Below are 20,187 nucleotides of genomic sequence, written 5' to 3' on the forward strand. Positions count from 1 at the left end.
GGCCGCTCGGCCGCCGGACTCAGCGGACCTCCACCGTCACCGGCTCGGAGGTCCGTTCGCGAACGGGGTGGCGGTCGTCCGGGCCGGTCAGGCCGAACAGCGCCGCGCGGTACTCCAGGACGCCGCTGTGTGCGGCCTTGACGTGCGCGGTGGCCTCCGCCTCGGTGCCCGTCTCGACCACGGTGCCGCAGATGATCCGGGCCCACGTCGAACCGCTGCTGCGGCCCTCCAGGCACACCTGGAGGTAGGCGGCACCGTCGTCGTCCCCGTGCCCCGTGACCGTGAAGGTCGTGCCGACCCGCGCCGTGTGCGGAGCCGTGACCTCCACGTCGCCCTTGGCGAACGCCGGCCCGGCGGCCAGGGCCACCGAGGCCAGGCCCAGCGCACCGATCACGGCGGCCCGGCCGCCCCGCGTCGTCGTCCCGGTCCTCTTCGTCCTGCTCATGGACTGACCTCCTCTGGAACTCCCCCGCCCGGGGGCTGCGCCCTGCGTGGGCGCCCGGTTGCGCCTCACCGATTATCGGGAGCAGCCGCCGCCCCGACCGGGTTATGACGCGGCCCGGCGTCGTCCAGGCGCGCGGCACAGGCGGCCACCGGCGGCCCCCGACAGCGCGGAGGGGGTGCGCACGGCCCCGGGTCTGCCCTTTCGGCCCTCGTCCCGCCGCCCCGCCACCCCTAGACTCGGCGGGGGGCGGCCGGAAGGACGGGGAGGGCGTGCGCGAGACACGGAGAGCCGTGGAGCGGCAGACGGCGGCGCCAGCCGCCGCCGGGCACGGGGCACGCCTCACGGGCCTGGCCGCGCTCCAGCGGCAGGTGGGCAACGCCGCGGTGACACGCCAGGTACAGCGCCAGAAGGGCGGCCTGGACGAGCACTACGCCACGAGGCCCACCGAGCACCCCGAGTGGGGGCCGTACCAGGAGCTGACGGAGGCCGCGGGCATTCCGCAGCCCCAGGCCGACGCCGCCTGGCAGCTGCTGCTCGGCGGGGTCGACTCGCAGGGCGCGCTGAACGACGAGGCCGTGGCGAAGACGAAGGACCGCCAGGAGCAGCGCGAGCTCCGGGCGTCGAACTCCTGGTACCAGGAGTTCGTCAAGCTCATCGCCGAGCACCTGGAGATCGAGACGCCCACCATGGCCCTGTGGGCGGGCGGCATCGAGACCAGCGACTACGCGTACGCGAAAGGCCACACGCCGCTGGGGCGGACCCGGATCGGCGGCGTGCTCAACGTCCTGGAGCTGCACCCGGACTGGAAGCTGACGGGGCCGATGTGGAGCGTCCTGTCCAAGGCCTTCGTGTCCCGCGCGACCGGCCCCGTGCACATCTTCGTCCGGGCCTACGCTCCGGAGAGCATCCTGATCAGGCTGGAGGTCCCGGAACTGCGGCTGGTCCAGCGGCTGAACCCGGACGTGAAGCTGATCTGGCACCCCGTGTACACCGCTCCCGGCGGGCAGATGAGGGAGGTCTCGGAGGACTGCCGACTTGTCGACAACGCGGAGTACGACGGGCGGGACAAGTGCGTGAGCGCCCTCGTCCAGTACCTCAGGCTGTTCCACGACGACAGCAACACCGAGGCCGCCCCCGCCCACAGGAGCATGGAGCAGCTGCTCGCGGCGAACGGCCACAAGGACGGTGTCTGAGGCTGCAGGGCGCCCGAAGACACCTCCCGTGCGGTGTGCGGCTACCGGACGACCACGGCGTCGGGGATGCGGGGCTTCCCCTCCCCCGCCGCGTTCCAGGTGCAGACGAAGGCGACGTAGTGGTGCCCGGGGGTGAGCCCTTCCACGCGGGCGGAGTGGGTGGAGGGGTCGTAGCCGCGGATGATGGGCCACACGAGAGGCGTGTCCTGGTCGTACACCCACAGCGCGTAGCGGGTGATGGTGTCGCTGTGGGGGCCCGTGGCCGGGGTCCAGGTGACGTCGACGGCGCCGGCGCCGGGTGTCACGGTGACCGTTTCGGGCGGCGCGGCGGTGGTGGGGTGGGCGGTGCCGCTGACGGCCTGCGACCAGCCGGACTTCCGGTCGTCGGTGTCACCGGCGACGGCCCGTACGCGCACCTGGTAGGTGTGGCCTTCGTAGGGCTGGCCGGTGAACTGCCAGGAGAGGTCGAACCGGTTGGCGGGGACGGGGCCGGCCGGCTGCCAGGCGGCGTCGGGGTCGCCGGTGGTGTCGCGCCACTCGACGTCGTAGGAGTGCGCGCCGAGGATCTTCGGCCAGGTGACGGTCACTCCTTGCTGGGTGCCGTCGAACTGCAGGTCGGCGGGGGTGACGATGCTGAACGGCGGCACGGCCACCTGGTCCCTGGGCTCCTCGTCGCCGATGCCGAACGCGCGGTGCAAGGTGCTGCCGAAGGCGCGGGCGATGCGGTACTCGCCCATGGCGTTGGGGTGCAGCCCGTCGTACGTCGACTCGCAGGTGGTGGCGGCGGGGTTGCAGCCGTAGGCGGCGTCGATGTCGGCCAGCGCGACCGGGGAGGTGGCGGTGCTCCAGGTGGGCAGCGCCGCGGCCAGGGCGTTGTTGTAGTCGGTGGTGCGCTGCGGCAGTTGCGGGTTGGCGCTGCCCAGGGTGGTGCGCTGGGGGACGTTGCCCACGACGATGCGTGCGTTCGGGTTGACGGCCCGGACGTTGTCGATGAACTGCCTCATCGTGGGGACGAGGCCGGGGCCCGCGCCGAGCCACCCGATGTCGTTGAACCCGAGTTCGACCAGGACGACGTCGGGGAGTTCCTGGTGCTCCTTGAGCTGCTTCATGACCGAGGTGATGGTGTTGGTGCTCTGCCCCAGCCGGCGGCCCCACATCGCGTAGTGGCGTGCTCCGGTGGCGAGGAACTCCGCGGGCGTGCCCGCGGCGTAGAGGCCCGCGAACCTGGCGGGGTCGGGCTCCTGGTCACTCGGGGGCGTGGCGGCCGGGGGCGGTTCGGGGGCATGCGGTTCGTCCGCCACGTGAGTCCCGGTGAGTGGTCCGACGAAGGTGGCCTTCACGCCCTCGTCCCGGGTCCAGTCCCAGAGCCGTTGCCGCCAGGTGTAGTTGCCCTCGTACCCGTTGCTGATCGAGTCGCCGACAACGAGGACGTTGCCGATGTCCTGACGGCCGGGGGGATCACGGTTCTCCAGGTCGTCGTCGCCCAGTGTGGATTCCGTGACCTTCTTCTGGGGCTGGATGTCCATGACGACGGTGTGCCGGTGCGACTCCCGCTGGCCGTCGGTCCAGTCGCTCTGGCCTCGCATGTTCAACTGGCCCACCGCCCCGTTCGTCGCGGGGACGGCGTACGCGGGCGCGGCCACCGGCCCGGCGAGGGTGAGGGAGGCGGCGGCGAGCGCGAGCGCCGCGGCGCACACCGCGAACCGGCGGCGCAGGCGCCCGCCCCACGGGCTGCCGAAGAGAGCGGAGCCCCGTAAGGCCCGGTCGCTCCTGTCGGGGGTCAAGTCCACCTGTACGTCCCCTTCTTCCTGGTCGGGCCTCTCGTCACAGCACCGTACCGAGCAGGATCGGTGCGGCCCCAGAGGCGCAGGGGCAGACCAGCGGGCAGACACCGCCGAAGGAACCGCCGGCACACTCCGGCCCTGTGCGGGCGAGCCGTCAACTGTCCGACGGACGAAGCCCATCGGCTTCTGGGACAGGATCGGGATACTTCCCGCACCTGCCTGTGAACGACCCTCGCCTACGGTGATCACACCCGGTGAACCTCACCGGCCGAACGACATCGGGAGACCTCATGCGCACGCGCCGCCTCGCCCTCACCGCCGCCGCCGTCGCGGCGCTCGCCGCCACCGCGACGGCCTGCGGGCCGGACAATAGCGACACGGGCTCCACCGCCGCCAGTCCCGCGGCCACCGCCGCCGCGACCACCGGGGCCGCGAGCGCACCCACCGGGGCCGCACCCGCCGGGGCCTCGCCGACGAAGGCCGCCGCCGCGCCCACGACGCCCGCCACCCCGAAGTCGTCCTCCACGCCGAAGTCGCCCGACGCGGCCTCCTCCCCCGCCGCCGACAAGAGCGGCTACGGCCAGGCCTGCGGCGCCAACGACCTGGCCCTGACCGCCAAGGCCGAATCCCAGGCCGGCGGCTACCTGCTGATCGCGGCCAAGGCCAAGCCGGGCATCACCTGCACGCTCCCCGCGACCCACCCCACCATCGCGTTCGGCTCGCGCGGCATCGAGGCCGCCAACGCCGAGCAGTCCATCGGCGAACCGATCACCCTGAGCGGCGCCAAGGTCGCGTACGCGGGCATCATGACGAAGACCACCAACACCAACCAGTCGATCCAGTTCACCGACGTCATCGTGGCCATCGGCAACGCCGACCCCAACCCGGTCAGCATCGCCGTCGGCACCACGCCGGTCGACAAGCCGATCGTCACCAACTGGCACACGGTCGCGAAGGACGCCGTCCCCGGCCTCTGACGGCCGTTCACCGGCCGGCGCGGACCGGTGGGGCACGGACCGGCCGTACGACGGCGGCCTGCGCTGTTGCGCCGGTTCAGCCCAGGAAGTCGACGCGGTCTATGAGGCCTTCGCGCACCCGGTAGGCCACCAGGACGCGGACCGGCTCGTCGGCCAGGCCGTGGGCGACTTCGTGGTCGACCACCCAGTCGCCCTCGCTGAGCCGCCCCACGATCTCGGCGCGGCAGCGGCCCTTGGCGAACTGTCCGGCGTACCTGTCGCGCAGCGCCTGCCGGCCCTGGAGTCGGGTGCCGTCGGCCCGGTGGATCGTGATGTCCTCGGCGTAGGTGGCGACGAAGGCGTCGATGTCGTGGCTGTTGTAGGCGGCGAGCTGCTGCTCGACCACGTCGCGCGGTTCGGTCATGTGCTTGATCGTTCCTTCCTTGGCGGTACGGGTTCAGACTGCGAGGCGGCGGGTGGCGAGTTCGGCGTAGAGCGCGGCCCCGTCGGGGAGCACCGCGTCGTCGAACTCCGCGTAGGGCGAGTGGTTGACCGGCAGGTCGTCGGGGTCGGTCCCCTTCGGGGCGGCGCCGAGCCACACGAGCGATCCCGGCACGGCGTCCAGGACCCGGGAGAAGTCCTCCGACCCGGTCATCGGGTTCGGCATCGGCTGGAAGCGCTCCTCGCCGAAGGCCTCCCGGACGGTGTCCGCCAGGAAGTCGGTCTCGGCCCCGTCGGTCACGGTCACCGGGTACTGGGGAAGGAACTCGACCTCGGCCCGCAGGCCGTGGGCGGCCGCGATGGCCCTGACCAGCTCCACCGTGGTGTCGGCGGCCTTGGACTGCGCCTCGGCGGAGAAGGTGCGCACGGTCGCCTCGAAGTAGGCGGTCTCGGGGATGATGTTGCGCTGGGTGCCGGCCCGGATCAGCCCGACGGTGACCACCACCGGATCGAACACGTCGAAGCGGCGGGTCACCATGGTCTGCAGGGCGGTGACCATCTCGCAGGCCGCCGGAATGGGGTCCTTGGCCCGGTGCGGTACCGAACCGTGGCCGCCCGCGCCGTGGACGGTGACGTTCAGCGCGGTGGAAGCGGCCATGATCGGCCCGCGCCGGGAGCTGAACTCCCCGTGCCGCATCACCGACGACACGTGCAGGGCGTAGGCGGCGACCGGGCGCCTGCCTGCCGCGTCGAGCACGCCCTCGGCCAGCATGGCCCCGGCTCCGTCCCACCCCTCCTCGCCCGGCTGGAACATGAAGACCACGTCGCCGTGGAGCTGTTCCCGCCGTGCGGCCAGCAGGTGTGCGGCACCCGCGAGCATGGTGGTGTGCAGGTCGTGTCCGCAGGCGTGCATGGCGCCGTTGTCGGCGGCGAACGGCAGCGGGGCCTTCTCGGCGACCGGCAGGCCGTCCATGTCTCCGCGCAGCAGCACTGCCGGCCCCGGTCGGCCGCCGCGCAGCACCGCGGTGACCGAGCTCAGCGCGGAGCCCTGGCTCACCTCCAGCGGCAGTCCGTCCAGGGCCCGCAGCACCCGTTCCTGGGTGCGCGGCAGGGCCAGGCCCAACTCGGGGAACCGGTGCAGGTCGTGGCGCAGCCGGACCAGGTCCGGGGCCAGGGCGAGAGCGTCGTCGTGCAGGGACACGGGCACCTCCGTCGATCCCGCGCGTGGCGGGACCTTGTCGGGAACTTGTGCAGAGCGATCTTGTTCCGTGATTCTGGGTCTCGCGGCGGGATCTGCCCGCGATTTCGCAGGATCACGCCACCAGGAGGCCCTTCGATGAACGAATCCACCGGCAGCCGACGGCGATCGGGGCCGAGGTGACCGACACCGATGTGACCGACACCAAGGCGACCAACACCGAGGCGACCGGCGCCGAGGTGACGGTGGACGAGCTGGACCTCGCCCTGGTGAACGCGCTGCAGCTGCGGCCCCGCGCACCCTGGTCGCTGCTCGGCCAGACCCTCGGGATCAGCCCGGTCACCGCCGCCCGCCGCTGGCACCGGCTCTCCCGGGCCGGGATCGCCTGGGTGACCGCCTACGGCCTGCCGCACCCCGAGGACCGCGGGTGCGTCGCCTACCTCGACCTCGACTGCGCTCCCGGCCTGCTCCGGCAGATCGCCGACGAACTGGCCGAGGACCCGCACGTGATGAGCATCGAACACCTCGCCCAGGGCTGCGACCTCGCCGTCACCGTGGCCTTCACCGACCTGGCGATGGTCTCCCGGTACACCGCCGAACGGCTCGGCCGACTCCCCGGGGTCGACGCCGTCCGCGTCCACCTGGCGACCGGCTTCTACGCCGAGGGGATCCGCTGGCGACTGGATTCGCTGGACCCGGCCCAGCGCGTGGAACTGCACGACGACCACCCGGCAGGCTACGGGACGCCGTCCGGCGTACGAGCTGAAGTACGCGAAGAAGACCGGGAGTTGCTCCTCAGGCTGGGCGTCGACGGCCGCCTCGGCCAAGCCGAGCTGGCCGCCGCCACCGGGCTCAGCCCGTCCACGCTGCGCCGGCGCCTCGACCGGCTGGCCGCCTCCGACGCGATCCGCTTCCGCTGCGAGATCGCCGCCCGCGACGCCGGCCGGCCGATCCTGGCGACCTTCCGGGCCGACCTGCCCCCGGACCGGCTCGACGAGGTCGGCCCCCAGCTCGCCCGACTCCCCGAGGTCCGGCTGTGCGTGTCCGTCACCGGCCCGCACAACCTCCTGCTCTCCGTCTGGCAGCGCTCCCTCGCCGACGTCCAGCGGCTGGAAACCGCTCTCGCCCGCAGGTTCCCCGACCTGCGGGTGGCCGAGCGCCGCGTGTCGCTGCGCACCGTGAAGCGGATGGGTCGGATCCTCGACGCGGACGGCCGCGCGGTCCGCGCCGTTCCGCTGGACATCTGGCAGGACCCGATCCCGGTCTCCTGACGACCATTCAGGTAAGCCCCTGCTTCAACGCTCCGCCGCCAGGAGCTGCGGGCCGCCTCGCGCAGGCCCGGCGGCCCGCCCGTGTGTTCCGGCCATTTCCGGGCGTAGGCGCCCGTACCGGTCGCCCCGGCGGGCAGGATGGCCGACGGCCCGCGTCACTGCCCGGCCGGGCCCCGCAGACCGATCGGAAGGCAGGGACCAGCCATGCCCGAGAGCGCACGGCGATGCACCGTGGCGGCGGCCGTCTGCGCCGCACTCATCGGCACAGTCGGCCTCCTCGCACCGTCCGCCCAGGCCCAGGCCCAGACACGGGCCCAGGCCCCGGTACAGGCACCGGCGGCCGTGTCGTCGACGGCGGACCGGCCCCGGGACACCACCACGCCCCCGGGCACCGAGGGGCAGTCCACCACGGTCACCCGTCCCGACCGCACCCAGGCACGGTTCTCGGTCTTCTCGACCGCCGACGGCACCGGCGGGACCATCTGGTACCAGACGCAGTCCGCCCCCGGCGGCACGTTCGGAGCCTGGAGCCAGGTCAACGACATGAGCCTCAGCTCCCGGAACCAGGTGCTCACCGCCGCCGCGGACGCCGACGGCGCCCTGGAGGTGTTCACCATCGGGTACCAGTCGTCGGTCCTGGTACGGATGCACCAGGCGGGCCCGGACGGGCCGTGGTCGGCGCCCGAGCCCTTCGGCCCCACTGGTGGGCTGGTGCCGAGGTTCTTCGGGGCGCCGGTGGCCTTCCAACGGGCGAACGGCACGCTGGCCTTCTTCGAGGTCTACCAGGGCTCGGTCAGCCCGCAGTTGTACGTCAACGAGCAGAACACCCCCGGCGTCTGGGGCTCCTGGACCAACCTGGGCACCGGTCCGCTGTCGGAGGCGGTGGCCACCCCCTCCTCCGTCACCGAGTCGGCCGACGGGAGGCTGACGGCGGTCGCCCACATGTGGAACGGCCCCTCCTTGTCCGCCGAGATCTCCGAGCAGGCCCCGGGCGGCGCCTGGGGCCCCTGGCGCGACTGCCGCAACGGCGGCTGCGCCGGAGGCTGACGGCACCACCCCCGCCGACCTGCCCGAAGGCCTCGACCACACCCCGGGGCCGAGCCGCCCGAGGCGCTGCCGCAGACTGGGAGACGAACCACCCGACCGACCGGAGGACGACACCCATGGCCGACCGGCCCCTGACGCTGATGGCAGTGCACGCCCACCCCGACGACGAGGCCACCTCGACCGGCGGCGTCCTCGCCCGCTACGCCGCCGAGGGCATCCGCACCGTCCTCGTCACCTGTACCGACGGCGCCTGCGGCGACGGCCCCGGCGGCGCCAAGCCGGGCGAGGAGGGCCACGACCCCGCCGCCGTCGCCGAACTGCGCCGCCAGGAACTCGAAGCCAGCTGCCGGATCCTCGGGGTCGACCACCTCGAACTGCTCAACTACGGCGACTCGGGGATGATGGGCTGGCCCGCCAACGACGCCCCGGGATCGTTCTGGAGCACCCCCGTCGCCGACGGCGCCGCCCGGCTCGCCGACCTGATGCTCCACTACCGGCCCGACGTCGTCGTGACCTACGACGAGAACGGCTTCTACGGCCACCCCGACCACATCCAGGCCAACCGCATCACCATGGCCGCCCTCACCCAGGCCGCCCTGACGCCCAAGGTGTACTGGACCACGGCGCCGCTCTCGATGATGCAGCGCTTCGGCGAGCTCATGCGCGAGTTCGGCGCCGACGGGAACGACGGGGGCGAAGGGGGCGACGGGGACAACCCGGAGCCCACCGGGGAGGCCGTGGAGCTGCCCCCGATCGGGCTGCCCGACGAGGAGATCACCACCTGGGTGGACGCCACCGCCTTCGGCGGGCAGAAGTACGACGCGCTGCTCGCGCACGCCAGCCAGGGCGAGAACATCTTCTTCCTGAAGATGGGCCGCGAGCGGTTCACCGAACTGATGGGCGTGGAGACCTTCGTCCGGGTCCACGACACCACCGGCGCGGCGCTGCCCGAGAAGGACCTGTTCACCGGCCTGCGCTGAGCCGCAGGGTGCGCCGCCGGGCAGGCCCGGGGCCTCGGACCGAACGACGCAGGCCACGCCCGGAAGGGCGTGGCCTGCATCGTTCGAGGGCAGTCGGCGAGGGTCCTGACGGATCAGCGGGTGGTGTAGCCGCCATTGGCGAACACGGTCTGCCCGTTGATCCACCAGCCGTCGGTGAGCAGGAACTTCACCAGCGGGGCGATGTCCTCGATGCTGGTGAGCTCCCCGTTCATGGAGGACGACTTGTGGTAGGCGACGGAGTCGTCGGTCTCGGCCGGGTAGAAGAACGAGGTGTCCATCGGGCCGGGCGCGACGTTGTTGACGGAGATGTTGCGGCCGAACAGTTCCCTGGACAGGGCGCGGGTGAAGTGCTCGACGGGTGACTTGCTGCCCGCGTAGACGGAGTACAGGCCGGTGTAGGCGGCCAGCAGCGAGGTCACGATGGTGACGATCTTCCCGCCGTCCTCCAGGCGTTTGGCCGCCTCGCGCATCATGAAGTACGCCGCCTTGGTGTTGACGGCGAACATCCTGTCGAACTCTTCCTCCGTGGTCTCCGTCATGGGCTTCTTGATGACCATGCCGGCCGTGTTGACCATGCAATCGACCTTGCCGAAGGCGCTCACCGCGGCGTCGAAGAGCGTCTCCACCTCGGCGACCCTGCTCAGGTCGCCCTGGTGGACGACGGCGTCGCCGCCGAGCTTCTTCACGTCGGCGGCCGTCTGCTCGGCCTTGTCGCGGGAGGAATCGCTGTTGTAGTGCACAACGATCCTGGCGCCGTCCCGGGCGCACTCCTTGGCGATGAGGCTGCCGAGGTTCTTCGAGGCGCCTCCGATGACGACGACCTTGTCCTTGAGCGTGTGGCCGGGCATGGAACTCTCCTCATCAGGAGCCGGGGGGAAGGGGAGGGGAAGTCGGGCAGGCCCGCCGGCCCGGACGCTCCTTCCGTCCCTTCGTAGCCCACCGACGCCCATCGCGCTCCGCTCGGCAGGACCGCCCGCTTTCCCTCGTTCCGGCGCCGGTGCCGGGAAAGCGCAGCTCATACGGAGTGACGCCTCCCCCGGAGGCCGGCCGGCCACAGCCGACGCGCGCCGAGCGGCGATCGCCCGCACGGGTGACATCGGGCCGCCGGGCCCACGCCTCCCACGGATGGGTGTCCCCGCCACGCCCTGCCACGCCCTGCCGAGCTCCGCCACCCCCTGCCACGCCCAGGAACACCGGGGTACTGCGCCGCCCACCCCCGCTCCCCCAGAGTTAGGAGGCACGCCGGGCTGTCCGCGAGCATCCGATTCGTCGTCCCCGGCCCCAGCGGAACCGGCGAAAGGAACGACATGACCACCAGCGCTCCCGGCGGCACCCTCACCCTGGCCCCCGACCTCGCCCTCAGCCGGATGGGCTATGGCGCCATGCAGCTGGCCGGCCCCGGCGTCTTCGGTCCCCCCAGGGACCGCGACCAGGCCCTGGCGGTCCTGCGCGAAGCCGTCGAGCTGGGCATCACCCACATCGACACCAGCGACTACTACGGGCCGTTCGTCGTCAACGAACTCATCAAGGAAGCCCTGCACCCCTACCCGGCCGGACTGCACATCGTCACCAAGGTCGGCGCCCGCCGCAACGAGACCGGCGACTGGATCCCCACGCAGGAACCCGCGGACCTCAAGGCCCAGGTCCACGACAACCTCCGGCACCTCGGCCTGGAGGCCATGGACGTCGTCAACCTGCGCCTGGACTCGGTGGACAACATCTCCGATGCGCCCATCGCCGAGCAGTTCGGTGCCTTGGCCGACCTGCGCCGTCAGGGGCTGATCCGCCACCTGGGCATCAGCGGCGTCTCCGACGCCCAGCTCACCGAGGCGCAGGCCATCGCCCCGGTCGTCACCGTGCAGAACCTCTACAACCTGGCCAACCGGCAGGACGACACACTCGTGGACCGCTGCGCGGACCAGAACATCGCCTTCGCCTCGTTCTTCCCCCTGGGCGGGTTCAGCCCGCTCCAGTCCCAGACGCTCAACGATGTCGCGGCCCGTCTCGATGCCTCCCCGCAACAGGTCGCACTGGCCTGGCTGTTGCAGCGCTCGGCCACCACCGTCCTGATCCCCGGCACCTCCTCCGTCGCCCACCTGCGCGAGAACATCGCCGCGGCCGACCTCGTCCTGCCCGCCGACGCCGTCGCCGAACTCGACACCATCGGCTCGGCGGGATCGCGGTAGTTCTCAACCTCGACCACCGAGAGGCGACAAGGCGAAGTGGGCCGGGCGTCGAACGTACAATCGCCGGACGCGTAGGTGTGGGAGGGCGCAGTGGGACACTTCGAGGGCTTCGACGTCAGCGGGTTCTGGGACGACTCGGCGTACGCGCTGGAGCAGTACGTGGAGGAGGCCCCGCCCTCACCGGAGTTGGTCGCGTCGTTGGAGGAGGAGCTCAGCGGATACCGTCTGCCCGACTCCTACGTCGCGCTGATGACCGCGCACAACGGCGGCACCCCGGCCCGAACCTGCTTTCCAATGCCCGAAGCCACCTCCTGGGCCGACGACTACATCGAGATCACCGGAATCCGGGGTATCGGGCGGACCCGTCCGCGATCGCTCGGCGGCGAGTTCGGCAGCCGGTTCTGGATCGACAGGTGGGAATACCCCGACATCGGCGTCTACTTCGCCGACACCCCCTCGGCCGGCCACGACATGCTCGCCCTCGACTACCGCGCGTGCGGCAGGCGCGGCGAGCCGACCGTGGTGCACGTCAGCCAGGAGGCCGACTTCGAGATCACCTCGGTCGCGGAAAACTTCGAGGCGTTCGTCACGGGCCTGGTCGACGAGTCCGTCTACGACACCACCGAGCAGGACCGGCTCGACGCCCTGGCCGCAGTGCGCGACGGCAGCTTCTCCCCCGTCCTGCTGCGCGCCTTCCGCTCGGTCGCGGACGTTCTGCCCGACGCGGACCGGCGCATGCGGGCGCTCGCCGAGGCCCTCGTGCACGACAAGGGATTCTTCGCCCTGCACGCCGACGCGCGCTCCACGCTGATGTACGACTACCTGTTCTGGCTGTTCAGCAGCCTCAACCGGGTCGACTCCTTCGAGCGGTACCTCAGGACGCCTGCGCAGGACGAGCCTTCCTACGCGCAGCCGGACTACGAGCTCATGATCGTCTTCGGCCTCGAGCCCGAGCAGTACGGCTTCTGCACCGGCGGATACGCCCCCGGCTTCCTCGACGACTGGTGGAACTCCCGTATCGCCTCGGGTCAGATCGTCGAGACCGCCGACGGCTACCGGTTGACCGGCGCCGCCGTCACCACGCTGCTCGACGGACTCGCCACTGCGGCCGGGCAGGGCGGGTAGCCGTATTCGCCGGGCTGCTCGATGCCCGTCCGGCGGCGGCACCGCTTCCTCCTCCCCGGACCGGAAAGGAACCACGCCATGACCGCCCCGCACGCCTTTCCCCTGAAACCCACCCCGATCCACGTGCCCGACGAGGTCCTCGACGACCTGCGCACCCGTCTCGCACTCACCCGCCCCCCGCTGGACGAGGGGAACGAGGACTGGTCCTACGGCGTCCCGGCCGGCTACCTCCGTGAACTGGTCGCCTACTGGCGGGACGGCTACGACTGGCGCAAGGCCGAGGCCGCCATCAACGCCCACGAGCACTACCAGGTGAGCGTCGCCGGCGTCCCGGTGCACTTCATGCGCAAGCCCGGCCGCGGCCCCCGCCCGATCCCGTTGATCCTCACCCACGGCTGGCCGTGGACGTTCTGGCACTGGTCGAAGGTGATCGACCCGCTCGCCGACCCGGCCGCGTTCGGCGGCGACCCCGCCGACGCGTTCGACGTCATCGTGCCGTCCCTGCCCGGCTTCGGCTTCCCCGGCCCGCTCACCGGCTTTCCGGACGTCAACTTCTGGAAGGTCTCCGACCTCTGGCACACCCTGATGACCGAGACCCTGGGATACCAGAAGTACGCCGCCGGGGGCTGCGACATCGGCGGGATCGTCTCCAGCCAGCTCGGCCACAAGTACGCCGACGAGCTGTACGGCATCCACATCGGCTCCGGGCTGCCGCTCGACTTCTTCACCGGCCCCCGCGCCTGGGACTTCGCCCGGAACCGGCCCCTCACCGACGACCAGCCCGCCGACGTCCGCGCCCGCACCGTCGAGCTGGACCACCGCTTCGCGTCCCACCTCGCCGTGCACACGCTCGACGGCGCCACCCTGGCCCACGGGCTGAGCGACTCGCCCGCCGGACTGCTCGCCTGGCTGCTTGAGCGCTGGAACGCCTGGAGCGACAACGGCGGAGACCTCGAATCCGTCTTCACCAAGGACGACCTGCTCACCCACGCCACGATCTACTGGGTGAACAACTCCATTGCCACATCGATGCGTTACTACGCCAACGCCAACCGCTACCCCTGGACCCCCACCCACGACCGCACCCCGGTCGTACAGGCCCCGGTCGGCCTCACCCTCGTCACGTACGAGAACCCGCCCGGCATCCACACCGCCGACGAACGCGTCCGGGCGTTCAAGGCCGGCCCGCAGGCCGACTGGTTCAACCACGTCAACGTCGGCGCCCACGACCACGGCGGCCACTTCATCCCCTGGGAGAACCCCGGCGCCTGGGTCAGCGACCTGCGCCGCACCTTCCACGACCGCAGGCCCTGAACAACCTGCGGGCTCGCCCGTCGGCAGGCCGGACGAACGCTGCCCCGCGCGGGGTCGACGGCGGGATCAGGGGTGCTGGAAGGCGACCTCCGGGTCGGCCGGTGACGGGCCGTCGAGCAGCGGCTGCGGGATGCCGCGCAGGTGCAGGTCGAAGAAGGCCCCGACGTAGGCGCGGGTGATCTCCTCCGCGCGCAGTGCCGGGATCGGCACGGCGGGGCCGGTCACGCCCAGCTGTGCGGCGAGGACGGGCAGGTCGGTGAAGCTGGAGTGGTCGGAGCCGGCGATGGTCAGCCACCGCTTCCACCCGTCCAGGCGCGCCCAGTCGCGGTCCCAGCTGGTGTCCGCGCCGCCCGGGCTGTGGTGGGCCAGGGTGCCGAACATGAGGAAGGGACGGCCCTGGAGGCCGGTGGCGGGGACCGGCGCGAGGAAGGTTCCGTCCATGTTCACCCCGGCTCGTACCCGGTCGTCAACAGCCATGGTCGCGGCGGCGGCGTCACCCCCGATGGAGTGCCCGGCCATGCCGATCCGCTTCGGGTCGATCATGCCGGCGTACCGCCAGGGTGAATGGCGGTCGGTCAACTGGTCGACGACGAAGGAGAGATCCGTGGCACGGCTCCGGGCTATCGCCTCCAGAGCCTCGAGGGTGGGGGTCTGGTCGCAGACGGCGCAGGTGCGGGTCCGTCCGTCGGGGAAGGTCACTCCGGTGGACTCGTAGGTGTGGTCGACCAGCGCGACGACGTACCCGCGACTGGCCAGGTCCTCGGCGAGGCCGGTGAGGGTGGCGCGCGGCAGCCCGAGGCCTGGCGAGAGCACCAGCAGGGGGAACCTGCCGTGCTCCGGCCGGGCGTCGGCGTGCGCGAAGGTGCGGGTGGCGCCGAGCGCCTCGGCCGCGGCGGCGCCGCCCTGAGCCTCCTGATGCAGCAGCAGCCGGGCCTCCTCGGTGGTCATATAGGGGGCCGGACCGCCGGTCCCGGGCCGGGCCGGGTAGTACGTCGACACCATCAGTTCCCGGGCACCCGCGGCCGGCACCCAGGGATCCCGGCGGTGCTGGTCGACGAGGTGCAGGGTGCTGCGTCCGATCGCGTGCGGACCCGTCGGGCGAGGCAGCTCCAGGCGGACGCCGGACCTGTCCGAGGCAGTGGAGGAAGCTGCGACGGAGGGCCCGGGCGCGGCGAACGCCGTACCCGCTCCGATGATCGGCAGCGGCAGGACGAGCGTGAGCGCGGCGGCCAGGGCAGCCCGACGGATTCTGGTCATGTCGGCCACGCTAGTTCGCAGGCACAGTAGTTGACATCCACTCAGGGGAGGAGAGGGAAGGAGATGAGGCATCCCAGCGGAGGAGGGCCGGGCATCCCAGCGGAGGAGGCGGACGGGCCGGCGCACCACGCCGGACAGGCCGAGGCGGCGGGCCGTTGCGTCCCCCGTGCGAAACGGAACGGCCCGCCGACGGCTCCCGCTACTTCAGCAGGAAGTCGTACACCGCCTGCCGTCCGGCCGGGTTCGCCGCCCGGTTCTGCACCGAGTGCGCCGCCCCGGGCACGATCACGATCTCCGGATTGTGCGCCAACTTCGCCTGTTCGTACAGCATTTCGTACGGCGTGGCCAGGTCCCGGTCACCGCCGAGCAGCAGCACCGGCACGTCCGGCAGCTTGCGGTGGGCCGACGGCGCCGGCGGCACCTGCTCGCGCGGCCAGTCGAGGCAGACCAGGAGGCTGCCGAGCCCGGTCGTGGTCGCCGGGTCGTACGGCCAGGTCTGCTCGGCGGTCAGCCGCTGCCGGGTGCGCTCCAGCGCCGCCGCGCGGCCCGCGACCGGGGTGTCGGTGCTGCCCCACGGGAAGCGCGAGTCGGCGCACAGGGCGGCGGAGTGCAGCCCTTGGCTGAGCTCCTCCGCCGGGGCGGCGTCGACCTGCTGGTGGACCAGGTCGAAGAAGTCCTGGAGCTTCGCGGGCTGCCCGGCGGCGGCCTCGTGCAGGATCTCCGGGACCCCGCCGTACTCCGGGTCGATGAACTCGTAGCCGGTGAGCGCACTCAGAACCTGCGCCCCGTTGCCGTAGCGCCGAACCGTGGCCGCGAGGTCGGCAGCCGGGTCGGTGGTGCAGCCGGTGGCCCGGCAGGCGGCCCGCAGGATCCGGGCGGTCGCGGGCATCGCGGCCAGGTCGAGGGGGTCGAAACCCTGTTGCGGCGCCACCGAGTCGAGCACCAGCCGGGCCACGCGCGACGGGTGGGCGAGCGCGTACCGCTCGGCGACGATGGTGCCGTACGAGACGCCGTCCAGGGTCAGGCGCCGGTCGCCGAGGGCGCGGCGCAGCAGGTCGATGTCGGCGACGGTGTCCGCGGTGCTGTAGTGGCGGGAGTTCGGGCCGAGGGCGGCGGCGCAGTCGGCGATCGACTGCTTGCGCGGCACGGCGAGGTCGGAGGAGCCCATGTCCTCCTGGAGGCCCGGGCACTGGAGCGCGCCCCGGCCGGTGCCGCGCTGGTCGTACATCACCAGGCGGTAGTCCTTGAGGACGGGTGCCAGCTTGCCCGCCATGCGCTTGATCGTCGGGACGCCGGGCTGGCCGGGGCCGCCGGTGAGGAAGAGCAGGTCGCCCTTGGGGGCGGTGGTGTTGCCGGTGACGGCGACCTGGAGGTCGAGGGTGCCGGGGGTGGCGCCGCTGTGGTCGAACGGGACGGTGAGGGTCCCGCAGGTGAACTCGGGTGCGTCCGGGCAGGGCGCCTGGCCGGTGATCCCGCCGACGCCGGCGCGGGCCGGTCCGGCCGTGGCGGCGAAGCCGGCCGCAGGGCTGGCCAGGGTGGTCCCGGCGGCCACCGCGACGGCGCCCAGCAGAGCGGCGATGCGGCCGCGCGTGCTCGTCATGTTCGTCCTTCCGCTCGCCGCGCCCGGGCTGACGCGGTCACGGAAGCAGCCTGCGCCCCGCGGCACTTCGAAGGCGAGCGTCCGGGCCGGATTCGACCTGGAAGGCGGACGGAACCGCGGCCGGCGGTATCCCGGACTCTGGGACGCCGCCGGTTCAGCATCGGTACGTCGCCAACCGTCGGGACGGCGAGCGTAGACCGCCGCCCGGAGCCGTCCGCCGGGCTCGACCCCTCGTCCGGGCCGGCTCGCCGTTCGGTTCCGGGTTCACCGCACGCCCCGGTGCCGGCGGTGGTGGCCCGCGTGGTGGTGATGGTGGTGCCGGTTGCGCCGTCGCCACCGCCGTCGGCCGGCTCCCACCGCCGAGGATCCGGCCGGCGACGCTCCGGTGGGCCGGGACGAGTCGGCGAAGGCGTCGTCCGACTCCCGGCCGGCGTCCTTCGATCCCGCGGGCAGCACGTCGATCCGGCCCATCTGGCCGTGCGAGGAGTGCACCATGTGGTGGCAGTGGTAGACGTACTCGCCCGGGTACTGGCCCCAGGTCATGGCGATCCGGACGCTCTCCCCCGGGTGGACCGTGATGGTGTCCTTCAGCCCGGCCTCGGCCGGGCCGACCGGCACCCCGTCACGGTCCAGCACGCGGAACTGCACCAGGTGGGTGTGGAAGGAGTGGGGGGCGTGGAAGACCCCGGCCGGCGGGCGGGTGAGGTGGTTGCGGATCGTCCAGATCTCGCTGCTGCCGACGCTGGTCCGCACGTCGGTCCGCTTCGGGTCGTACTTGCGCCCGTTGATCCTGGCGTCCGGGAAGGTCGTCAGCGCGAACTCCCGGTGCACCGTCGCCTTCGGGATCGGCGGCAGGGTGGCCAGGACGTCCGGAATCCGGCTCCGGTCCTCGGCCGTCCGGGTGATGTCGAAGCGCAGCACCTCGGTCCGCTCGCTCTCCAGCGCGGCCGTGTTCTCCAGCACCACCGATCCGCCGACCGGGTAGCGGGCGAAGTCGACCACGATCTCGGCGCGCTCCGCGCCGGTCAGGGTCAGCTCGCGCACCGTCACCGGCGCGGCGAGCAGTCCGCCGTCCGAGGCGATCTGGGTGAACGGCTGGCCGTCGGCGAGGCGCAGCGACACATGGCGGTTGGGCGAGACGTTGAAGACCCGCAGCCGGTACTTGCGCGCGGCCACCTGGAAGTAGGGCCGTTCCTTGCCGTTGACGAGCATGTGCGGGCACGCGTACGGGTCGGTGTAGACCAGCCTGCCGTCGGTCTCGATCCGGGCGTCCCGGATCAGCAGCGGGATGTCGAACTCGCCGCTCGGCAGCGGCAGGCCGCTCTCGTACGGGTCGCTGAGCAGGTAGGCGCCGGCCAGGCCGCGGTAGACGTTCTCGGCCTCCAGCTCGTGCGCGTGGTCGTGGTACCAGAGCGAGGCGGCCACCTGGTCGTTGGGGTAGCGGTACTCGCGGGTCTCGCCGGGCTGGAGGAGGTCCATCGGCAGGCCGTCGTAGCGCGAGGGCACCTGGCCGCCGTGCAGGTGGACGGAGGTGTGCACGCGCAGGTCGTTGGTCTGCTGGACCACCACCTCCCGCCCTCTGACCGCCCGGATGGTCGGACCGGGGAAGCAGCCGCCGAAGGTCCGGACGGTGGTCAGCAGCCCCTTGACGATCTCCGCCTGGGTGTCGGCCATCCGCAGCCGGTACAGGTCCGAGGAGTCCGTCCGCGACACCGGGTTCAGCACGGGGGGTACCGGCATGGCGTGCTCGAAGGGGGTGATCCGGGCGGCCGACCGCTTGGCCTCCGACCTGGGCGGCGCGGCGTGCGCGACCGGAGCGGCTTGCGTGGGCGGAGCGGCCGTCAACGCCGGGGACGAGACCCGGGCCCCGCCCGGTGCGCGGTCCCAGGGGAAGAGGACCGCCGGGCCGCCTATCGCGGCGGCTTTCAAAAGGTCTCGTCGGTTCAGCATTCCCGGTCTCTCCGTCCAGGGCCGGGCGGGCGGTACGCCGCCGGGCCAGTGGTCGCCGGTCGTGGTTTCCGGCGGCCCTGCTCGGCGGCCGCCGCGCGCACGACGGCGCGGGCCGGGCGTGTCGGACCGTAGCGTCGACGCGACGTTCCGTCACTGCCCGTTGGCTCAGTATCGGCGAGCTTCGCGCGCTCCGCAGCGCGACCGCACCTGCCCGGGCCCTGACCCAGCGCCCGGCCCCCCAACCCCCTGAACGGCGGACGCGGGGCCGGGCATCAGGTGCCCGGCCCCGCGTCCGCCGTTCAGGATTCGGGCGACGCCCAGGTGCCCAGGGACATCTCGGCGGTGATCCCCGGGCCGAACCCGGCCAGCAGCCCCTGGTGGCCTTCGAGGGCCGACTTCTCGTCGAACATCCGGGCCAGGGCGTCGAGCACGACCGCACTGGCGATGTTGCCGTACTGGGTGAGGGTGGCCCGACTGAAGCGGAACGCCTCGGGCGGCACCCCCAGGAAGCGGCTGAGGTCGTCCAGGATCCGTGGGCCGCCGGCGTGGACGATGTAGAAGTCCAGCGTGCCCACGTCCCAGTGGTGCTGCTCCGCCACGGCGCGCAGGGCCGGGCTGAGCGGCTCCATCGTCCCCGGCACCCTCTTGTCGAGCTGGAAGTGGAATCCGGTGGGACGGACCGCGTAGGAGATCCACTCCTCGGTGTCCGGGATGAGGTACGAGCCGTTGCGTTCCAGCCGCATTCCGGTCCCGCCCTCGCCCCGGACCACGGCGGCGGCGATCCCGTCGCCGAACAGGCCGTTGGACAGCAGCGAGCCCACACCCAGGTCCGTGGGCTGGTAGCACAGCGAGCAGAACTCGCAGGCCACGATCAGCACGTTGGCGCCCGGGTAGGCCGAACAGAAGTCATGGGCCCGGTTCACCGCCGCGCCGCCGGCCGCGCACCCCAGTTGGGCGATCGGCAGCTGCCGGGTCTGCGGCCGGAAGCCCAACTTGTTGATCAGCCACGCCGTGAGCGACGGCATCATGAAACCGGTGCACGACACATAGACGATCAAGTCGATCTGGGACGCGTCCACTTGGGCCTGATCGAGGGCCCTGATCACCACCGCCGGCACGCGGGCCTTCGACTCCGCCGCGAAGACGGCACTGCGCTCGTCCCACCCCGGATGCTTCAGCACCGCCTCGATGGGCTGGATCAGGTGCCGCTTGCGCACTCCGGTGTTCTTGATGAGACGCAGCGCCAGTTCGAGCTGTGGATGGTCGGGGTGGAGCCTGCGCGCCAGCTCGATGGTCTCCTCGTTGGTGATGACGTTCTCGGGTACGTCTATCGCCGGTTTGCACAGAACTGCCACGGCACTTCCTCCAGACGAGCGGTGTTCCCGGTGCGACCCTGGCGGGGCGGGATTTCACCACTCG

General features: G+C 72.2%; 16 protein-coding genes and 1 pseudogene. 8 read left to right on the plus strand and 9 right to left on the minus strand.

Annotated features, from left to right (window positions below; all coding sequences use genetic code 11):
- Positions 1-19: 19 nt before the first annotated feature.
- Positions 20-445 carry a hypothetical protein gene (locus OG556_RS36060; protein ID WP_331743876.1) on the minus strand — a complete coding sequence of 142 codons (426 nt, stop codon included), beginning with the start codon at positions 443-445 and terminating at the stop codon, positions 20-22.
- Between the two features lie 269 nt (positions 446-714).
- On the opposite strand from OG556_RS36060, the gene OG556_RS36065 reads away from it, so the two are divergent.
- A complete protein-coding gene (locus OG556_RS36065; protein ID WP_331743879.1) occupies positions 715-1,638 on the plus strand; it encodes a hypothetical protein in 924 nt (307 codons plus the stop codon).
- Positions 1,639-1,679: 41 nt separating this feature from the next.
- On the opposite strand, the gene OG556_RS36070 is transcribed toward OG556_RS36065, so the two are convergent.
- Complete coding sequence (locus tag OG556_RS36070; protein ID WP_331743882.1) at positions 1,680-3,428, minus strand: GDSL-type esterase/lipase family protein; 1,749 nt, start codon at positions 3,426-3,428, stop codon at positions 1,680-1,682.
- A 284-nt stretch (positions 3,429-3,712) separates the two neighbouring features.
- On the opposite strand from OG556_RS36070, the gene OG556_RS36075 reads away from it, so the two are divergent.
- Positions 3,713-4,399 (plus strand): hypothetical protein, encoded by a 687-nt coding sequence (locus OG556_RS36075; RefSeq protein ID WP_331743885.1) that lies wholly within the window; start codon positions 3,713-3,715, stop codon positions 4,397-4,399.
- A gap of 76 nt (positions 4,400-4,475) precedes the next feature.
- Here OG556_RS36075 and OG556_RS36080 read toward each other — a convergent pair whose 3' ends face one another.
- Both OG556_RS36080 and OG556_RS36085 read right to left on the minus strand, forming a co-directional pair.
- Positions 4,476-4,802: a nuclear transport factor 2 family protein gene (locus OG556_RS36080; protein WP_331743888.1), complete on the minus strand. Its 327-nt coding sequence runs from the start codon at positions 4,800-4,802 to the stop codon at positions 4,476-4,478.
- 33 nt (positions 4,803-4,835) lie between these two features.
- Positions 4,836-6,020 (minus strand): M20 family metallopeptidase, encoded by a 1,185-nt coding sequence (locus tag OG556_RS36085; RefSeq protein ID WP_331743891.1) that lies wholly within the window; start codon positions 6,018-6,020, stop codon positions 4,836-4,838.
- A gap of 176 nt (positions 6,021-6,196) precedes the next feature.
- On the opposite strand from OG556_RS36085, the gene OG556_RS36090 reads away from it, so the two are divergent.
- From OG556_RS36090 to OG556_RS36100, 3 genes are all read left to right on the plus strand, one after another.
- Positions 6,197-7,288, plus strand: a complete 1,092-nt coding sequence (locus OG556_RS36090; protein WP_331743893.1) for an Lrp/AsnC family transcriptional regulator — start codon at positions 6,197-6,199, stop codon at positions 7,286-7,288.
- A gap of 204 nt (positions 7,289-7,492) precedes the next feature.
- Complete coding sequence (locus tag OG556_RS36095) at positions 7,493-8,335, plus strand: hypothetical protein (RefSeq protein ID WP_331743896.1); 843 nt, start codon at positions 7,493-7,495, stop codon at positions 8,333-8,335.
- A gap of 116 nt (positions 8,336-8,451) precedes the next feature.
- Positions 8,452-9,315 (plus strand): PIG-L family deacetylase, encoded by an 864-nt coding sequence (locus OG556_RS36100; RefSeq protein WP_331743898.1) that lies wholly within the window; start codon positions 8,452-8,454, stop codon positions 9,313-9,315.
- A gap of 113 nt (positions 9,316-9,428) precedes the next feature.
- Here OG556_RS36100 and OG556_RS36105 read toward each other — a convergent pair whose 3' ends face one another.
- On the minus strand, positions 9,429-10,184 hold the full coding sequence (locus OG556_RS36105; protein WP_331743901.1) for an SDR family oxidoreductase: 756 nt from the start codon (positions 10,182-10,184) through the stop codon (positions 9,429-9,431).
- Positions 10,185-10,643: 459 nt separating this feature from the next.
- Here OG556_RS36105 and OG556_RS36110 point away from each other — a divergent pair, with 459 nt between their 5' ends.
- The 3 genes from OG556_RS36110 (at position 10,644) to OG556_RS36120 (ending at position 13,961) form a co-directional block, all read left to right on the plus strand.
- A complete protein-coding gene (locus OG556_RS36110; RefSeq protein ID WP_331743904.1) occupies positions 10,644-11,522 on the plus strand; it encodes an oxidoreductase in 879 nt (292 codons plus the stop codon).
- 90 nt (positions 11,523-11,612) lie between these two features.
- The gene (locus OG556_RS36115) at positions 11,613-12,647 is read left to right on the plus strand and encodes an SMI1/KNR4 family protein (RefSeq protein ID WP_331743908.1); all 1,035 of its coding nucleotides are present in this window, start codon (positions 11,613-11,615) and stop codon (positions 12,645-12,647) included.
- Between the two features lie 78 nt (positions 12,648-12,725).
- Positions 12,726-13,961: an epoxide hydrolase gene (locus OG556_RS36120; protein WP_331743911.1), complete on the plus strand. Its 1,236-nt coding sequence runs from the start codon at positions 12,726-12,728 to the stop codon at positions 13,959-13,961.
- A gap of 66 nt (positions 13,962-14,027) precedes the next feature.
- On the opposite strand, the gene OG556_RS36125 is transcribed toward OG556_RS36120, so the two are convergent.
- The 4 genes and pseudogenes from OG556_RS36125 to OG556_RS36140 form a co-directional block, all read right to left on the minus strand.
- On the minus strand, positions 14,028-15,218 hold the full coding sequence (locus tag OG556_RS36125) for an alpha/beta hydrolase (protein ID WP_331743914.1): 1,191 nt from the start codon (positions 15,216-15,218) through the stop codon (positions 14,028-14,030).
- A 199-nt stretch (positions 15,219-15,417) separates the two neighbouring features.
- Positions 15,418-16,818, minus strand: a complete 1,401-nt coding sequence (locus OG556_RS36130; protein WP_331743917.1) for an alpha/beta fold hydrolase — start codon at positions 16,816-16,818, stop codon at positions 15,418-15,420.
- Between the two features lie 264 nt (positions 16,819-17,082).
- A complete protein-coding gene (locus OG556_RS36135; RefSeq protein WP_331743920.1) occupies positions 17,083-18,768 on the minus strand; it encodes a multicopper oxidase family protein in 1,686 nt (561 codons plus the stop codon).
- A gap of 299 nt (positions 18,769-19,067) precedes the next feature.
- Positions 19,068-20,132 (minus strand): annotated as a pseudogene (locus OG556_RS36140) (type III polyketide synthase); the annotation flags it as partial.
- Positions 20,133-20,187: the final 55 nt, after the last annotated feature.

The organism is Kitasatospora sp. NBC_01300 (assembly GCF_041435235.1).
Lineage (GTDB): Bacteria > Actinomycetota > Actinomycetes > Streptomycetales > Streptomycetaceae > Kitasatospora.